Origin of the sequence: Pseudomonas sp. AF03-9, from assembly GCF_020515815.1 — a bacterium.
In the GTDB taxonomy this organism is placed as follows: domain Bacteria; phylum Pseudomonadota; class Gammaproteobacteria; order Pseudomonadales; family Pseudomonadaceae; genus Aquipseudomonas.
In genome coordinates this window covers 207,801-222,492 of the sequence record NZ_JAHPJF010000013.1, presented here as the reverse complement: position 1 = coordinate 222,492, position 14,692 = coordinate 207,801, and the positions used below count along the sequence as shown (strand labels likewise).

At 62.5% G+C, this 14,692-nt stretch carries 14 protein-coding genes; 5 read left to right on the top strand and 9 right to left on the bottom strand.

What is annotated here, in order from left to right; all coding sequences use genetic code 11:
- Positions 1–43: 43 nt before the first annotated feature.
- From zapE to LIY36_RS17495, 3 genes are all read right to left on the bottom strand, one after another.
- The gene (zapE, locus tag LIY36_RS17505) at positions 44–1,114 is read right to left on the bottom strand and encodes a cell division protein ZapE (protein WP_226456430.1); all 1,071 of its coding nucleotides are present in this window, start codon (positions 1,112–1,114) and stop codon (positions 44–46) included.
- Positions 1,115–1,270: 156 nt separating this feature from the next.
- The gene (locus LIY36_RS17500; RefSeq protein WP_226456429.1) at positions 1,271–2,008 is read right to left on the bottom strand and encodes an anti-sigma factor family protein; all 738 of its coding nucleotides are present in this window, start codon (positions 2,006–2,008) and stop codon (positions 1,271–1,273) included.
- Complete coding sequence (locus LIY36_RS17495) at positions 2,005–2,511, bottom strand: sigma-70 family RNA polymerase sigma factor (RefSeq protein ID WP_192297222.1); 507 nt, start codon at positions 2,509–2,511, stop codon at positions 2,005–2,007. The genes LIY36_RS17500 and LIY36_RS17495 overlap by 4 nt, the downstream gene beginning before the upstream one ends.
- A 171-nt stretch (positions 2,512–2,682) precedes the next feature.
- On the opposite strand from LIY36_RS17495, the gene LIY36_RS17490 reads away from it, so the two are divergent.
- Together LIY36_RS17490 and LIY36_RS17485 are read left to right on the top strand one after the other, a co-directional pair.
- Entirely contained in the window at positions 2,683–3,765 is a 1,083-nt protein-coding gene (locus LIY36_RS17490) for a catalase family peroxidase (RefSeq protein ID WP_226456428.1), read from the top strand.
- Positions 3,762–4,307, top strand: coding sequence for a cytochrome b (locus LIY36_RS17485; protein WP_226456427.1), 546 nt, complete (start codon positions 3,762–3,764; stop codon positions 4,305–4,307). The genes LIY36_RS17490 and LIY36_RS17485 overlap by 4 nt, the downstream gene beginning before the upstream one ends.
- Here LIY36_RS17485 and LIY36_RS17480 read toward each other — a convergent pair.
- Positions 4,291–5,442 (bottom strand): M14 family metallopeptidase, encoded by a 1,152-nt coding sequence (locus LIY36_RS17480; protein WP_192296628.1) that lies wholly within the window; start codon positions 5,440–5,442, stop codon positions 4,291–4,293. The two genes, LIY36_RS17485 and LIY36_RS17480, sit on opposite strands and share 17 nt — an antisense overlap.
- Before the next feature lie 101 nt (positions 5,443–5,543).
- On the opposite strand from LIY36_RS17480, the gene LIY36_RS17475 reads away from it, so the two are divergent.
- The gene (locus LIY36_RS17475; RefSeq protein ID WP_192296627.1) at positions 5,544–5,756 is read left to right on the top strand and encodes a hypothetical protein; all 213 of its coding nucleotides are present in this window, start codon (positions 5,544–5,546) and stop codon (positions 5,754–5,756) included.
- A 152-nt stretch (positions 5,757–5,908) separates the two neighbouring features.
- On the opposite strand, the gene LIY36_RS17470 is transcribed toward LIY36_RS17475, so the two are convergent.
- On the bottom strand, positions 5,909–6,259 hold the full coding sequence (locus tag LIY36_RS17470) for a DUF6124 family protein (protein WP_226456426.1): 351 nt from the start codon (positions 6,257–6,259) through the stop codon (positions 5,909–5,911).
- A 131-nt stretch (positions 6,260–6,390) separates the two neighbouring features.
- Here LIY36_RS17470 and LIY36_RS17465 point away from each other — a divergent pair, with 131 nt between their 5' ends.
- Positions 6,391–7,026 carry a LexA family protein gene (locus tag LIY36_RS17465; protein WP_192296625.1) on the top strand — a complete coding sequence of 212 codons (636 nt, stop codon included), beginning with the start codon at positions 6,391–6,393 and terminating at the stop codon, positions 7,024–7,026.
- On the opposite strand, the gene LIY36_RS17460 is transcribed toward LIY36_RS17465, so the two are convergent.
- The 4 genes from LIY36_RS17460 to LIY36_RS17445 are packed head-to-tail and all read right to left on the bottom strand — an operon-like array spanning position 7,023 to position 12,548.
- Positions 7,023–8,948, bottom strand: coding sequence for an acetyl/propionyl/methylcrotonyl-CoA carboxylase subunit alpha (locus LIY36_RS17460; RefSeq protein WP_226456425.1), 1,926 nt, complete (start codon positions 8,946–8,948; stop codon positions 7,023–7,025). The two genes, LIY36_RS17465 and LIY36_RS17460, sit on opposite strands and share 4 nt — an antisense overlap.
- Entirely contained in the window at positions 8,945–9,751 is an 807-nt protein-coding gene (locus tag LIY36_RS17455; RefSeq protein WP_192296623.1) for a gamma-carboxygeranoyl-CoA hydratase, read from the bottom strand. Before LIY36_RS17455 ends, LIY36_RS17460 begins: the two co-directional genes overlap by 4 nt.
- A 14-nt stretch (positions 9,752–9,765) precedes the next feature.
- Complete coding sequence (locus tag LIY36_RS17450; RefSeq protein ID WP_192296622.1) at positions 9,766–11,373, bottom strand: carboxyl transferase domain-containing protein; 1,608 nt, start codon at positions 11,371–11,373, stop codon at positions 9,766–9,768.
- 11 nt (positions 11,374–11,384) lie between these two features.
- Entirely contained in the window at positions 11,385–12,548 is a 1,164-nt protein-coding gene (locus LIY36_RS17445) for an isovaleryl-CoA dehydrogenase (RefSeq protein ID WP_226456424.1), read from the bottom strand.
- Positions 12,549–12,700: 152 nt separating this feature from the next.
- On the opposite strand from LIY36_RS17445, the gene LIY36_RS17440 reads away from it, so the two are divergent.
- Entirely contained in the window at positions 12,701–14,344 is a 1,644-nt protein-coding gene (locus tag LIY36_RS17440) for an AMP-binding protein (protein WP_226456423.1), read from the top strand.
- Positions 14,345–14,692: the final 348 nt, after the last annotated feature.

The window sequence follows — 14,692 nt, the reverse complement described above, 5'->3', positions numbered from 1 at the left end:
AGTCTCTGGGCGGTGGGGACGCAAGCGGCGCCCATGATAACGGTTACGCGTCGCTCTGTTGCAATTGCCCCAGGCGACTGACGGTGCGGGAGAGGTCGATGGCCTGGCCGCGCAACGCGTGCGCAAGCGGTTGTTCGCCGATCAGGATCAGGTGTTTGTCCTTGTCGTAGAGCACGTCCACCAGATTGATAAAACGCTGCTGCACGGCAATCGGGCACTCCGCCAGCTCCGGCAGGCCGTCGATGATCCAGTGGTCGAAGTCGTCGCACAGCAGCAGGTAGTCCAGCACCGCCGTGGGTTGCTCGCACACATCGTTGAAGGTGAAGGCGATGGTGCGCCCCTCGTGGCCACGGACTCGCAGCTGGCGGGTGCCGACGGTCAGGCTGAGGGCGGCGCAATCGGCCGCTGGCAAGCCCAGTGCCTGGCGTTGTGCCGGGCTGCCCGGGCACACGAAGCGGCCCTGGGTGAAGCGCTGTTGGTCGTGATTTTGCGCCAAGCCACGGTAGTCCTGGGGCGCGTTGACCTCCATGACGTCCATGCGCGCATCGATCAGCTCGATCACCGGCTTGAACCGCTGGTGGTACAGCGGGTTCGGCAGCAGCCCCGCCGGTGCGTAGTTGGAGGTCACCAGCACCAGCACGCCCCGTTCGAACAACGCTTTGAACAGGCGTGTGATAAGCATCGCGTCGCCGATGTCATGGACGTGGAATTCGTCGAAACACAGCACGCGACAGTCTTCGAGCAATTCATCCAAGGTCACCGCGAGGGCGTCGGGCTGCTGGCGATGGCGGAACATACCCTGGTGCAGGCGGGCAAAAAAATCGTGGAAGTGCACGCGGCGCTTCTCGGCCAGGGGCAGTGCCTGGAAAAAACCATCGAGCAACCAGCTTTTACCGCGTCCCACGGCGCCGTGCAGATACAGGCTGCGCGGCGCTGGCCCCGCTTGCTGCAAGGCCCCGGCCAGCAGCGTCATGCGTTCGATGACCTGCTGCTGGCTGGGGCTGAGGGTGTAGCCTTGGCGTCGGGCCTTGTCCTGAAAATACGCAGACACCTCGTCAACCGCGGCCGCGGCAGGCTTGGCGAATAAACGGCGCAGGGTGCTGGGTAGGGCCAATGGGGCGGGTTCCGTCTAGTGAGGGGCGCTATTTTGCGGGAAAGCGCGCCAATTTAACCAATACAAAATGCGCTGGCCAGCGATCACAAAAGCAGATGGCCAGCTCCCGCCGCCGGCCGGTATCGACTTGCGCAACGTGATTCCGGGCGGGGGCTTCTAGAACTTCAGCAGTGCCGTGGTGGGCTCGCCCTCTGGGCTGACCATCGCATAGTTGTAGCCGCCGCCGGACCAGTACTCGGCCTGCAAGCCATCGGCGCTGCGGCTGCCACGGGGCAGGAAACCGTTGTCCGGGCCCGGCGGGCGAATATAGAAGCTGATGCGCCGACCTTGTTGATCCTCATACAACACCATCGCCGCCGCGCCTTGGTCGGTCGTGAGCAAACGCCCGCTGACCGCTGTGTAGCCGGCAGCGCTTAAGTCCGGCAGGCGGCTGGCTTGGCTGAAGTAGCGGTCGATCCAGGCTTGCATGCTGCCGCCGTCCTGCACGTGATAGTCGGCGGGCAGCACGCCGTCCCTGGCAAACAAGCGATACGCCTGCATGGCGTCGGCCATGGGCAGCAGGGGCGTTTGCGTTGCTTCGCGGGCCTGCCAGCCGCCGATGCCGCCGAGGCTGACGGCGAGCAACAGCAGCGCCGCCGTGGCGAAGTGTCGGCGGGTCTGGCGTTTGCGGCGTTGGCGGATCAGCGCCGGGTCCAGCGCGGGGTTGCTCGGCTGTTGCAGGCCTGCGCCGAGTGCGGCGCGCAGCAATTGTGCGTCCTGCTGCCAGGCGTGGACCTGGGCCGCGACGTCGGGGTGGGCGGCCAGCCAGGTGTCGAGGAGGCGCCGGTCACTGTCCGCCAATTGGTGGTCGACGTAGGCATGCAAATCGCGTTCGCTGGGGGGCAGGCTGATCATTTGAGTATCCGCAGGGAAGGGCTGGCAATTTCGCCATCGCTGAGTTGACGCAAGGCTTGGCGCGCGCGGGACAGACGCGACATCACGGTGCCGATGGGCACCTCCAGGATGTCGGCGACTTCCTTGTAGCTCAAGCCTTCGACCGAGACCCACAGCAGCAGGGCCCGCTGCTCGGTGTTGAGCAGGTCGAAGGCTTGCAGGGTGGATTGGGCGATCACCGTGCGTTCCACCGACGGCTGCGCCTCCTCGCGGCCGGTGAACAATTCGAGCATGCGCGCATAGCGTCGGGTGCGCCGGTGAGCGTCGAGGAACTGCCGGTAGAGGATTGAAAACAGCCACGCACGCAAATCGCCTTCGCTGCGCTTGCCGACCCAGCGGGTGAGCGCCCGTTCCAGGGTCGATTGCACCAGATCGTCGGCGCTGCTGGCGTTACGGGTCAGGGACACGGCAAAGCGCCGTAGCCTGGGGATGAGTTCACGTAACGCTGCGTCGAGTTCATGCATGGAGTTCTGGCTGGTCATTGCACTGGGACTAGAGAGACGTCCGGCGTTGGCGGTTATTCCCGGGGCCGGAAAATTAAGTCATTGGCCAGGGAATAGAGGCGGTTGGCGTTCGTCCTAATGCTCCGACCATATGTTCCACCCCCCTGAGGCCCCTGGCCCTGGAGTTCCTTCATGGTAGATCACTCATCACCACCCCGTCCCCCGTTGAGTACGGCGAGCCTGATCGCGCGACTCGCCGGTATAGGTGCTGTGGTCGCGCTGGTGGCCGGGGCGTTTGCCTACGTCAACGGCACGCTCGACCCACAACGCCTGCGTCCGAAAACCTTGGTGAATGCCTTGGAAACCAACAACGGTGTGCACCCGGGTTTCCGGCGTAACCATGCCAAGGGCGTATGCGTTGCGGGTTATTTCGAAAGTAGCCCCGAGGCACGTGCCTATTCCAGCGCACAGGTATTCAGTGCGGCCAAGACTCCGGTCATTGGCCGTTTTGCCTTGCCCAGCGGCAACCCGTATGCGCCGGACAGCAGTGTGCCGATCCGCAGTTTTGCCGTGCAATTCACTCAGGCCAACGGCCAGCAATGGCGCACCGGGATGAACAGCATGCCGGTCTTCCCGGTGGGTACGCCCGAGGCGTTTTACGCGCTGCTCAAGGCCGGCGCGCCGGACCCGGCTACCGGCAAGCCGAACCCGTCGAGCATGCCCGCATTTTTCGCCACGCATCCGGAGACGGCGGCGTTTCTGGCGTGGGTCAAGACGGCCAAGCCGTCGGCCAGCTATGCGACCGAAACTTACAACGGGATCAATGCGTTTTATCTGGTGGACGCCGATGGCAAGCGCCAGGCCGTGCGTTGGGCAATGGTGCCGCTGAGTCAGGATGCAGCGGGTGATACCGCGCCGGCGGGGCCTGATTTTCTTGAGCAGGACCTGGTGCAGCGTCTAGGCGCTGGCCCCCTGCGTTGGCAGTTGAACATGGCCCTGGCCAACCCCGGCGACCCGCTGGACGACGCGAGCAAGACCTGGGCAGGCGCGCACAAGGTGCTGAACGCCGGGACGCTGGTGTTGCAGAGCAGCCAGCCGCAAGCGAACGGCGATTGTCGCGACATCAACTTCGACCCGCTGATTTTGCCCAGCGGTATCGAAGCCACCAATGATCCGCTGTTGGCCGCACGTTCGGCGGCGTATGCCAGTTCATATCTGCGCCGTGCCGGTGAAGTCAGCCCGCTGCACCGTGCCCCTCAGGAGTCGAAGCCATGAATGCCCAACCGCGGTTTTTTGCGCCATTGGCGCGCTTGCTGCACTGGGTGATGGCGCTGATGGTCATCGCCATGCTGTTTATCGGCGCGGGGCTGGCGGCGTCAGTGTCGCAGCGGCACGAGTGGTTGATCCATCTGCATAAGCCGTTGGGGATAGCGATTCTGGCGCTGGTGATCGTGCGTTTGGTGGTGCGCTTTTCCACGCGCCAACCGCCGTTGCCTGCCGATTTGCCGATGTGGCAAGTGCTGGCAGCCAAGGCGTCCCACTGGATGTTGTACGGCTTGATGCTGGTGTTGCCGCTGCTGGGCTGGGCGATGATCTCGGCCGCCGGCGACCCGGTGATGCTCGGCAGCTCGGTGCAATTGCCCGCGCTGGTGGCGGCAAATGCACCGTTGTTCGCAGTGCTGCGCAAGGCCCATGGCTTTCTCGCCTACCTGTTGTTCCTGACGGTGCTGTTGCACCTGGCGGCGGCGTTGTTCCACGGGCTGATCCGCCGCGATGGCGTGCTGCGCAGCATGACAGGCGTCAGCGCAAAACGCTGACGATGTCGGCGACGGTGCTCAACACATCCTTGCCCAACTGCATCGAACGTTTGCCCGACCAGCCAGTGTGCGGGTTGGGCGCGTCGTCGTTGTCCTTGAACGGCATTTCCAGGGTCAGCGACAGGCAGTCGTACTTTTCCCCAACGGCATTGCAGGCCAGGGTCATGTTGGCTTCGCCCGGCAGGTCGCGGGTGTAGCCGTGGGTGGTCTGGAAGTCGCGGGTCAGGGCGCTCAGGTGACTGCGAAAGTGTTTTTCCAAGGCTTCTATACGCGGCGTGTAACCTGGGTTGCCTTCGCAGCCAGCGGTGAACACGTAGGGGATTTCTTCGTCGCCGTGGATGTCGAGGAACAGGTCGACGCCGTACTTCTCCATCTGTTGCTGGACGAAGAAGACTTCCGGGCTGAGTTCTTCGCTGGCGCTTTGCCAGGCTCGGTTGAGGTCCTGGCCCATGGCGTTGGTGCGCAAGTGGCCGTGGAATGCACCGTCAGGGTTCATGTTGGGCACCAGGTACAGGTCGGCGACTTTCAGCAGTTTTTTCAGCTCGCTGTCGCCGTCCTGTTGCAGGCGTTCGATGATGCCTTCCATGAACCATTCGGCCATGTGTTCGCCGGGATGTTGTTGGGCGATGATCCACACCTTGCGTCGGCCTTCGCCGCCTTTGCCACGGCGCAGCAACTGAATGTCGCGGCCTTCGACACTTTTTCCGGTGGCCAGCAACTGGGTGCCCGCACGGGTCAGGGCCTGTTCGATCAGCCAGTCGTGGCGCTCACGGCTGTAGGGTTCGAAATAGGCAAACCAGGCGTGTTTCTCACGGGTTTCGAGGCTGATGTGCAAGAGGTCGCCATCAAAACGCGTAGGCACGCGGAACCAGTTGATATGGTCGTAGGACGCCACGGCGTTGTAGCCGCTCCACGCGTGCTTATAGGAAGACTGGCTCGCGTTGCTCAGGCGGAAGGTGTGGGTGTGACCCACGTGCATGCCTTCGGCCTTGAAGTGGAACCATTGGAAATGCGGGCTGCGGGTGTCGGGTTTGATGGCGAGCAACAACTGATAGGAATCGCTGGCGTCGAGCACCTGGATATTGCCACTGTCGAAGTCGGTGCTGATCCGGATGGAGGTCAAGGCCACGGTCATAGTCTGATTGCCTGAGTATGAGTGTTGTGGCAGGTATCTTACACAGGAGTCGGGCAAAATCTTGATGCAAAATTGTTGCATGGAGAAGGGGGGCGTCGTCCATGACGCCGCAGCAGCTTAGAATCTATGAGATTGATTCTCAAGCGCTAATTCGCAGAGATCCGACGCAGGGCGTTCGTTCGGCTTTCTTTTCGCGATGGTCTTTTGCTACCATGCGCGCCATCAAGCAACACACAGTCTTCATTAGCCTGAAGCCATGCCAGGGAAACTGGCAAAAAAAAGACCCGGCCAAAGAGCCGGGTCAAAAACCGTGATTAGCCTGATGAGGAGATATTCCAAGAGTCCGACCTAAGGTCCCTTGGTCTATCGACTGATCTCGCGATCAGCTGGGTCCAATAATAATCATTATCATTTGCAAGTCAAATGTTTTTATCCGTGGGATAGAAATATTTTTCCCGCGTGCCCGCTAAACGTTCGCCTGGGCTTCTGGCACCTGCAACGACCGCTCCACCATCGCCTTTGCCATATCAATCAAATACACCACTGAAAACGCCAGGTCCCGCTGGTTGCCTTGATGGCTGTTCGCCGATTCATACGCGGTGGCGGCCGCACTGCGCAACAAATCCGAGGCATGCACCAGTGCTTCCTCCTGGCTGATGCCGGATTTGACGCGGAACAGGATGTCGTCCTGGATCGATGTCGACATATCTTCTTTCAAGTAATAGTCCAGCGCGCGCTGGGCGGCGCCGCTGCTGCGCATGTCCAGCGGGTCGTCGGTTTCGGTTGTGTCGGGCAGTGAATACAGGCTTGTCGTCATAAGGGGCGGTACTCCGTGTGGGGGGCGAAAACCTTATGTCCGATGATAGTACGTATCGTATTTATGTCGTTTTATGGATTACTACAAACTGTTTATTGCCCTGGAATATGCCTGCCGTATGCTCAGGCCCCATGGATAAATGGATAGCGTTGGTCAAAGCCAACATGGAAGACGCCAAGGTCTCCCAAACCGAACTGGCCAAGCGCCTGGGCATGAGCCAGGGGGGCGTCGGCCACTGGTTGACGAAGCGTCGTACGCCGCGCGTGGCAGATATGAATCGGGTGCTGGCCGAGCTGGGCCTGGGTGACCTGGAGGTGACGCTGCACATTCGCGAACGCAGCGCTGAAGCGCCGGCCGCGACCGGCAAGTACAACCCGTATTTCCGCTACCCGGTCAGCGATTGGAAAGGCCTGTGTGAAGTGCGCGAGGAGCGCGGGACCTATGCCGCACCACGCTTCGAACCGACGGATTACCACGCCCGGGGCGCCGCCTTCTGGCTGCCGGTCACGGGCGATGCCATGACCGCGCCCAGCGGCTTGAGCATCAGCGCGGGCATGCTGATCCTGGTGGACCCGGCCATCACCGCCGAACCGGGCAAGCTGGTGGTCGCACAATGGGCCGACAGCCCCCAGGCCACCTTCCGCCAGTTGGTGCAAGAGAGCGGCCAGTTGTACCTGGTGCCGCTCAATCCCACCTATCCCAAGCAGCTGTTCAGCGCGGATTGCCGCATCCTGGGCGTGGTGGTGCAGGCCACGGTGAAGTTTTAGTCCGCCGTGGCGAGCTCCACCAGCGCGCAACCTTCGGCAACCATTTCGCCTTCTTCGCAGAACAGTGCCTTGATCACCCCGGCCTGGGGCGCGCGGATGCTGTGTTCCATCTTCATCGCCTCCAGCACCACCAATTGCGTGCCAGCCTCGACGGTTTGGCCAACCTCGACCAGCACCCGCACGATACTTCCGTTCATCGGCGCCGTGAGGCCGCCCTGGTGCGACTGACCGGCTTCGACCGCCGCAATCGGGTCAAACAGGCTGACCGCATGCATCTGGCCGTCCCAGCGCAGGTACAGGGTGTCGGCGCTGCGTACGGCCAGATGGGCGCGACGCACGCCCTGGTGTTCGATCAGCAACTGTTCGCCGCTTAACTGCGGCGCGTCTGTTGCCAGTGTCACCAGCCGATCCTGGCCATTGCAGCTCAAATGCAGGGAGACCTCGGCTGGCAGCCCGGCACGAAAGCCGCGAGTGTCGGCCCACGGCCCATCAGCCTTGGGCAGGCTCTGCATGAAGGCCGCGCCGGCCGCCTGCCAGAATGCATCGCTCAACTCGCCTGACTCCGGTAGCAGTGCATCCTGATAACGCGGGATAAACCCGGTATCCAACTGCGCCGCGGCAAACGCCGGATGGCCGATGATGCGTCGCAAAAAGCCCAGGTTGGTCTTGAGCCCGCCGACGGCAAATTCATCGAGCATGCTCAACAAGCGCAGGCGCGCCTGTTCACGGTCTTCGCCCCAGGCAATCAGCTTGCCGAGCATCGGATCGTAGAACGGCGACACGCTGTCGCCTTGGGCGACGCCGCTGTCTACCCGGCGCCCAGGGCCTGGTGCGGATTCGCGGTACAGCGCCAGGTGGCCGGTGGCCGGCAGGAAATCATTGGCCGGGTCTTCAGCATACAGCCGCACTTCAATGGCATGCCCGATCAGCGGCACCTGTTCCTGGGTGATGGGCAGCGCTTCGCCCTGGGCGACGCGAATCTGCCAGGCCACCAGATCGAGGCCGGTGATCGCTTCGGTCACCGGATGTTCCACTTGCAGGCGCGTGTTCATCTCCATGAAGAAGAACTCGCCGCGCGCATCCAGCAGAAACTCCACGGTGCCAGCCCCCACGTAACCGATGGCCTGGGCCGCACGCACCGCCGCTTCGCCCATGGCCTTGCGCTGTTCAACACTCAGGCCCGGCGCCGGGGCTTCCTCGACGACCTTTTGATGGCGTCGCTGGATCGAGCAGTCGCGCTCGTTGAGGTACAGGCAATGCCCATGCTGATCGGCAAACACCTGGATCTCCACATGGCGTGGCTTGAGCAGGTATTTCTCGACCAACATCTGCCCATTGCCGAACGACGACAAGGCCTCCCGCTGGGCGGAGGCGAGGGCGTCGGCGAGCCCGCTGACGTCCTCGACCACTTTCATGCCCTTGCCGCCACCGCCGGCAGTGGCCTTGAGCAATACCGGATAGCCGATGCGCTCGCACGCGTCGCGGAAGGTCTCCAGGTCCTGGGCGGCGCCGTGATAGCCCGGCACCAGCGGCACGCCGGCGGTTTCCATCAGCGCCTTGGCGGCGGATTTGCTACCCATCGCATCAATGGCCGAGGCGGGCGGGCCGAGAAAGATCAGGCCTGCGGCCTCAATCGCACGGGCAAATGCGGCGTTTTCCGACAAGAAGCCATAGCCCGGATGAATCGCCTGGGCGCCGCTGGCCTGGGCGGCGGCGATCAGTTTGTCGATCTGCAGGTAACTCTCGGTGGCCTTGCTGCCGCCCAGGTCGACCCGAATATCCGCCTCGCGACTATGCCGCGCATCGCGGTCGGTGGCGCTGTGCACGGCCACGGTGGTCAGACCCATGGCCTTGGCGGTACGCATGACGCGGCAGGCAATTTCACCGCGATTGGCCACTAGTACGGTGGTCAATGGACTCATGGGCGCGGCTCCTGTGCTTGCCAGCTGGGCGGACGTTTTTGCAGGAAGGCACGCAAGCCTTCCTGGCCCTCGGCACTCACGCGAATCCGTGCGATGGCATTTTCGCAATAGCGCCGCAACGCCGGGGTGAGGGCGCCGTTGCCCACTTCACGCAGCAAATCCTTGCTGGCGCGCATTGCCGCCGGGCTGTTTTGCAACAGATTGGTGATCCACAGTTCGACATGCAGGTCGAGGTCGGCAACCGGATAACTTTCCGCCAGCAGGCCGATTTCCCGCGCGCGCTGGCCGCCAAAGCGTTCGGCCGTGAGGGCGTAGCGCCGCGCCGCACGTTCGCCGATGGCCTGGACCACGAATGGGCTGATCACCGCGGGGGCCAGACCGATGCGCACTTCCGACAGGCAGAACTGCGCATCATCGGCGCCAATCGCCATGTCGCAGCAACTGATCAAGCCCAGCGCGCCACCGTAGGCCGCGCCTTGCACCACCGCCAGGGTCGGGATCTTCAGCTTGGCCAGGTTGTACATCAGCTCCGCCAGTTCGCGGGCGTCGTCCAGGTTGGTGTGGTAATCCAGTTCGGCTGACTGCTGCATCCAGGCCAGGTCGGCGCCTGCGCTGAAATGCCTGCCGCGCCCGCGCAACACCAGGAAGCGCAGGGTTGGATCGCCCTGTACCCGGTCGAGGGCAATGATCAGTTCGCGGATCATCTCGGCGTTGAACGCGTTGTTCTTGGCTTCACGACTGAGCCACAGCGTGGCGAAACCACGGCTGTCGGTGATCAGTTCGAGGGTATTGAAATCGCTCATGGGTACAGCTCCATTTACATGCGGAACACGCCGAAGCGGCTCGGCTCGATGGGGGCATTCAACGCAGCAGAGAGGGCCAGGGCCAGCACGTCGCGGGTTTGCAACGGGTCGATGACACCGTCGTCCCACAGGCGTGCGCTGGAATAGTAGGGGTGGCCCTGGGTTTCATACTGGTCGAGGATCGGCTGCTTGATCGCTCGTTCTTCCTCGGCACTAAAGGCGTTGCCGGCCCGTTCGGCCTGTTCGCGCTTGACCTGCACCAGCACCCCGGCGGCCTGTTCGGCGCCCATCACGCCAATGCGGGCGTTCGGCCACATCCACAAGAACCGTGGGTCATACGCGCGGCCGCACATGCCGTAGTTACCTGCACCAAAGCTGCCGCCGATGATTACCGTGAACTTCGGCACCTTGGCGCAGGCCACCGCCGTGACCAGCTTGGCGCCGTGCTTGGCGATGCCGCCGGCTTCGTATTTCTGGCCAACCATGAAACCGGTGATGTTCTGCAAAAACAGCAGCGGAATGCCGCGCTGGCAGGCCAGCTCGATAAAGTGCGCGCCTTTTTGCGCGGCTTCGGCGAACAGGATGCCGTTGTTCGCCAAGATCGCTATCGGGTAGCCGTGCAGGTGCGCAAAGCCGCACACCAGGGTGGTGCCGAACAGCGCCTTGAACTCATCGAACACCGAGCCATCCACCAGCCGTGCGATCACTTCGCGCACGTCGAACGGCTGCTTGGCATCGGCGGGGATCACGCCATACAGCTCCTCGCCGCTGTACAACGGCGCTACGGGCGTGCGTTGCAGCAATTCGCCCTGTTTGCGCCAGTTGAGGTTGGCCACGCTGCGCCGGGCCAGCGCAAGGGCGTGTTCGTCGTTGTCGGCGTAGTGGTCGGCCACCCCGGAAATCTTGCAGTGCACATCGGCGCCGCCGAGGTCTTCGGCACTCACCACTTCACCCGTGGCGGCCTTTACCAAGGGAGGGCCGGCGAGAAAGATAGTGGCTTGCTGGCGCACCATGATCGCTTCGTCTGCCATGGCCGGCACATACGCGCCGCCGGCGGTGCAAGAGCCCATCACCACGGCGATCTGCGGGATGCCCTGGGCGCTCATGTTGGCCTGGTTGAAGAAGATCCGCCCGAAGTGCTCGCGGTCAGGGAACACTTCATCCTGACGCGGCAGGTTGGCGCCGCCGGAGTCCACCAGGTAGATGCACGGCAGGCGGTTCTGCTCGGCGATGGTTTGGGCGCGCAGGTGTTTTTTCACCGTGAGCGGGTAGTAGGAGCCGCCTTTCACGGTGGCATCGTTGGCGACGATCATGCATTCGACGCCCTCCACGCGGCCGATCCCGGCAATCACGCCGGCGGCGGGTACGTCCTCACCATACACCTGATGGGCGGCGAGTTGGCTGAGTTCGAGGAAGGGCGAGCCTGGGTCGAGCAGGCGGTTGATGCGCTCGCGCGGCAGCAGTTTGCCGCGTGAGGTGTGCCGCTCCTGGGCTTGCGCGCCGCCGCCTTGTCTGACGTGGGCGAGCAGGGTGTGCAGGGCATCGACCTGCTGGCGCATCGCCGCGTTATTGGCGGCAAATTCCGCCGAGCGCGGGTTGAGCTGGGTATGCAAGGTGGCCATGGCGCGCTCCCTCAGCGGGTTTCGTTGAACAGTTCGCGGCCGATCAGCATCCGGCGGATCTCACTGGTGCCGGCGCCGATTTCGTACAGCTTGGCGTCGCGCAGCAGGCGGCCGGCGGGGAATTCGTTGATGTAGCCGTTGCCACCCAGGATCTGGATCGCGTCGAGGGCCATCTGCGTGGCGCGTTCGGCGCTGTAGAGGATCACGCCGGCGGCGTCCTTGCGCGTGGTCTCGCCGCGCTCGCAGGCCTGGGCCACGGCATAGAGGTAGGCACGGCTGGCATTGAGTTGGGTGTACATGTCGGCGACCTTGCCCTGGATCAGCTGGAATTCACCGATGCTCTGGCCGAACTGCTTGCGGTCGTGGATGTAGGGCACGATCAGGTCCATGCACGCTTGCATGATCCCGGTGGGGCCGCCGGACAGCACCACGCGTTCGTAGTCCAGGCCGCTCATCAGCACTTTCACGCCGCCGTTGAGTACGCCGAGGATGTTTTCCTCGGGCACCGCCACGTCATCGAAAAACAGCTCGCAGGTGTTGGAGCCGCGCATGCCCAGCTTGTCGAATTTGTTGCTGCGGCTGAAACCCTTCCAGTCGCGCTCGACGATAAATGCGGTGATGCCGTGGGGACCCTTTTCCAGGTCGGTCTTGGCGTAGATCACGTAGGTGTTGGCGTCGGGGCCGTTGGTGATCCAGGTCTTGCTGCCGTTGAGTACATAGTGGTCGCCGCGCTTGTCGGCGCGCAGTTTCATCGAGACCACGTCGGAGCCGGCGTTCGGTTCGCTCATGGCCAGGGCGCCAACGTGTTCGCCGCTGATCAGTTGGGGCAGGTACTTGAGTTTCTGCGCGTGATTGCCGTTGCGGTTGATCTGGTTCACACACAGGTTGGAATGGGCGCCGTAGGACAACGCCACCGACGCCGAGCCGCGGCTGATCTCTTCCATGGCCACCACGTGGGCCAGATAGCCCAGCCCAGCGCCGCCGTATTCTTCCGGGACGGTGATGCCAAGCAGGCCCATGTCGCCGAACTTGCGCCACAGGTCGGCGGGGAACAGGTTGTCACTGTCGATTTGTGCCGCGCGGGGGGCGATTTCCTTGGCGACGAAGGACTGCACCTGGTCGCGCAGCATGTCGATGGTTTCGCCGAGGGCGAAGTTCAGGGACGGGTAACTCATGGACAGGCACCTTAATGTGAGCGTTGTTTTTGTGTGGGTTCAACGCCGGGAGGAGGGCGCTCACCTTTACGTTAACGTAAGCTTGCGTTAAGGCGCTGTCAATCGTAGTTTACGTAAACGTCAACCTAACAAAAAAGACAATAGGGGTCGTTATGGAACAACCGAATCCGAGCTACAGCCGCGGTTCTCAGGACAAGACCTTGCTGGCCATGACGATTGGCCAGGCCTTTGATCAAACCGCTGCACAGTTTCCCGATGGCGAAGCCCTGGTAGTGCGCCATCAACAACGTCGCTACACCTGGCGCCAACTCGCTGAAACCGTTGACCTGCACGCCCGGGCCTTCCTCGCCCTGGGCATGCAAACCGGCGACCGCCTGGGGATCTGGGCGCCCAATTGCGCCGAGTGGTGCATCAGCCAGATCGCCAGCGCCAAGCTGGGCGTGATCCTGGTCAACATCAACCCGGCCTATCGCAGTAGCGAGTTGGAATACGTGCTCAAGCAATCCGGCTGTCAGTGGCTGGTGTGCGCCGGGGCGTTCAAGACCTCCGATTACCACGGGATGCTGCAGGCTTTGAAGCCGGACCTGCGTGGCATGATCAGTCTCGACCCCAGCCCGCCGTCGGGATTCCTGCCGTGGTCGCAGTTGGCGGCGCTCGGGGCAGGTATCCCGCCCGAACAGTTGCACTCCCGCCAGGCCAGCCTGCGCTTCGATCAGGCCGTGAATATCCAGTACACCTCCGGCACCACCGGCTTTCCCAAGGGTGCCACCCTCAGTCACCACAACATCCTCAATAATGGCTACATGGTCGGCGAAAGCCTGGGCCTGAGCGCGCAGGATCGCCTGGTGATCCCTGTGCCGCTGTATCACTGTTTCGGCATGGTCATGGGCAACCTGGGCTGCATCACCCATGGCACCACCATGATCTACCCGAATGATGGCTTCGACCCGCTGTTGACCCTGACTGCCGTCGCCGAAGAACGTGCCACCGGCTTGTATGGCGTGCCCACCATGTTCATCGCCATGCTCGATCATCCGCAGCTTGGCGACTTTGATCTGTCCACCCTGCGCACCGGCATCATGGCCGGCGCCACCTGCCCCATCGAAGTGATGCGCCGGGTGATCAGCGAGATGCACATGAGCGAGGTGCAGATAGCCTACGGCATGACTGAAACCAGCCCGGTGTCTTTGCAAACCGGTGCGGATGACGACCTGGAGCGCCGCGTGACCACGGTTGGCCGCACCCAGCCGCAACTGGAAAGCAAGATCATCGACGCCGACGGCAACACGGTTGCGCGCGGTGAGATCGGCGAACTCTGCACCCGTGGCTACAGCGTCATGCTCGGCTACTGGCACAATCCCGACGCCACCCGCGAAGCGATCGACGACGCTGGCTGGATGCACACCGGCGACCTGGCAAGCATGGACGCCCACGGCTACGTGTGCATCGCCGGGCGCAACAAGGACATGATCATTCGTGGCGGAGAGAACGTGTACCCGCGTGAGCTTGAGGAGTTTTTCTTCACCCATCCGGCGGTGGCAGACGTGCAGGTCATCGGCATTCCCGACGAGCGATACGGTGAAGAGATCGTCGCCTGGGTCAAGTTTCATCCCGGCCATGTGGCCAACGCGCTGGAGCTGCAAACCTGGTGCAAGGGCCGCATTGCGCACTTCAAGACGCCCAGGCATTTCAAATTCGTGGATGAGTTTCCGATGACGGTGACGGGCAAGATCCAGAAATTCCGGATGCGCGAGATTTCGATGCAAGAGTTGCGCATGCAGCCCCCGTCACAGTGAGGCTCAATGTGGGAGCTGGCTTGCCTGCGATAGCGGTCTGTCAGTTACAGGTGTGTTGCCTGATCCGCCGCTTTCGCGGGCAAGCCCGCTCCCACATTTTGAATAGCGCGGTGTCAGGCAAATCGCTGAATCGCAGAAAGCACAAAGGGGACCCAAAGGTCCCCTTTAATTTGTCGTTACGTGCTCTTTTTTTATTATTGAGGGGCGGTCTATTGTTGTTTTTGGTAACCGTTACCCTTTACCGCTGTTTTTGGCGACCCCCATCCGGGGTCAAGAGCAAACGTATTTTTTTGAGCGCTGATCTGCTTCTTCGTACGCGATCCAACCAGTGGGTAGCTACCTGAAGGT

Coding starts and splice junctions, on each gene's coding strand:
- LIY36_RS17460 (WP_226456425.1), bottom strand. CDS start 8,948: ATGAGTCCATTGACCACCGTACTAGTGGCCAATCGCGGTGAAATTGCC.
- LIY36_RS17440 (WP_226456423.1), top strand. CDS start 12,701: ATGGAACAACCGAATCCGAGCTACAGCCGCGGTTCTCAGGACAAGACC.
- LIY36_RS17500 (WP_226456429.1), bottom strand. CDS start 2,008: ATGATCAGCCTGCCCCCCAGCGAACGCGATTTGCATGCCTACGTCGAC.
- LIY36_RS17470 (WP_226456426.1), bottom strand. CDS start 6,259: ATGACGACAAGCCTGTATTCACTGCCCGACACAACCGAAACCGACGAC.
- LIY36_RS17485 (WP_226456427.1), top strand. CDS start 3,762: ATGAATGCCCAACCGCGGTTTTTTGCGCCATTGGCGCGCTTGCTGCAC.
- LIY36_RS17455 (WP_192296623.1), bottom strand. CDS start 9,751: ATGAGCGATTTCAATACCCTCGAACTGATCACCGACAGCCGTGGTTTC.
- LIY36_RS17475 (WP_192296627.1), top strand. CDS start 5,544: ATGACGCCGCAGCAGCTTAGAATCTATGAGATTGATTCTCAAGCGCTA.
- LIY36_RS17490 (WP_226456428.1), top strand. CDS start 2,683: ATGGTAGATCACTCATCACCACCCCGTCCCCCGTTGAGTACGGCGAGC.
- LIY36_RS17495 (WP_192297222.1), bottom strand. CDS start 2,511: ATGCATGAACTCGACGCAGCGTTACGTGAACTCATCCCCAGGCTACGG.
- LIY36_RS17450 (WP_192296622.1), bottom strand. CDS start 11,373: ATGGCCACCTTGCATACCCAGCTCAACCCGCGCTCGGCGGAATTTGCC.
- LIY36_RS17480 (WP_192296628.1), bottom strand. CDS start 5,442: ATGACCGTGGCCTTGACCTCCATCCGGATCAGCACCGACTTCGACAGT.
- LIY36_RS17445 (WP_226456424.1), bottom strand. CDS start 12,548: ATGAGTTACCCGTCCCTGAACTTCGCCCTCGGCGAAACCATCGACATG.
- LIY36_RS17465 (WP_192296625.1), top strand. CDS start 6,391: ATGGATAAATGGATAGCGTTGGTCAAAGCCAACATGGAAGACGCCAAG.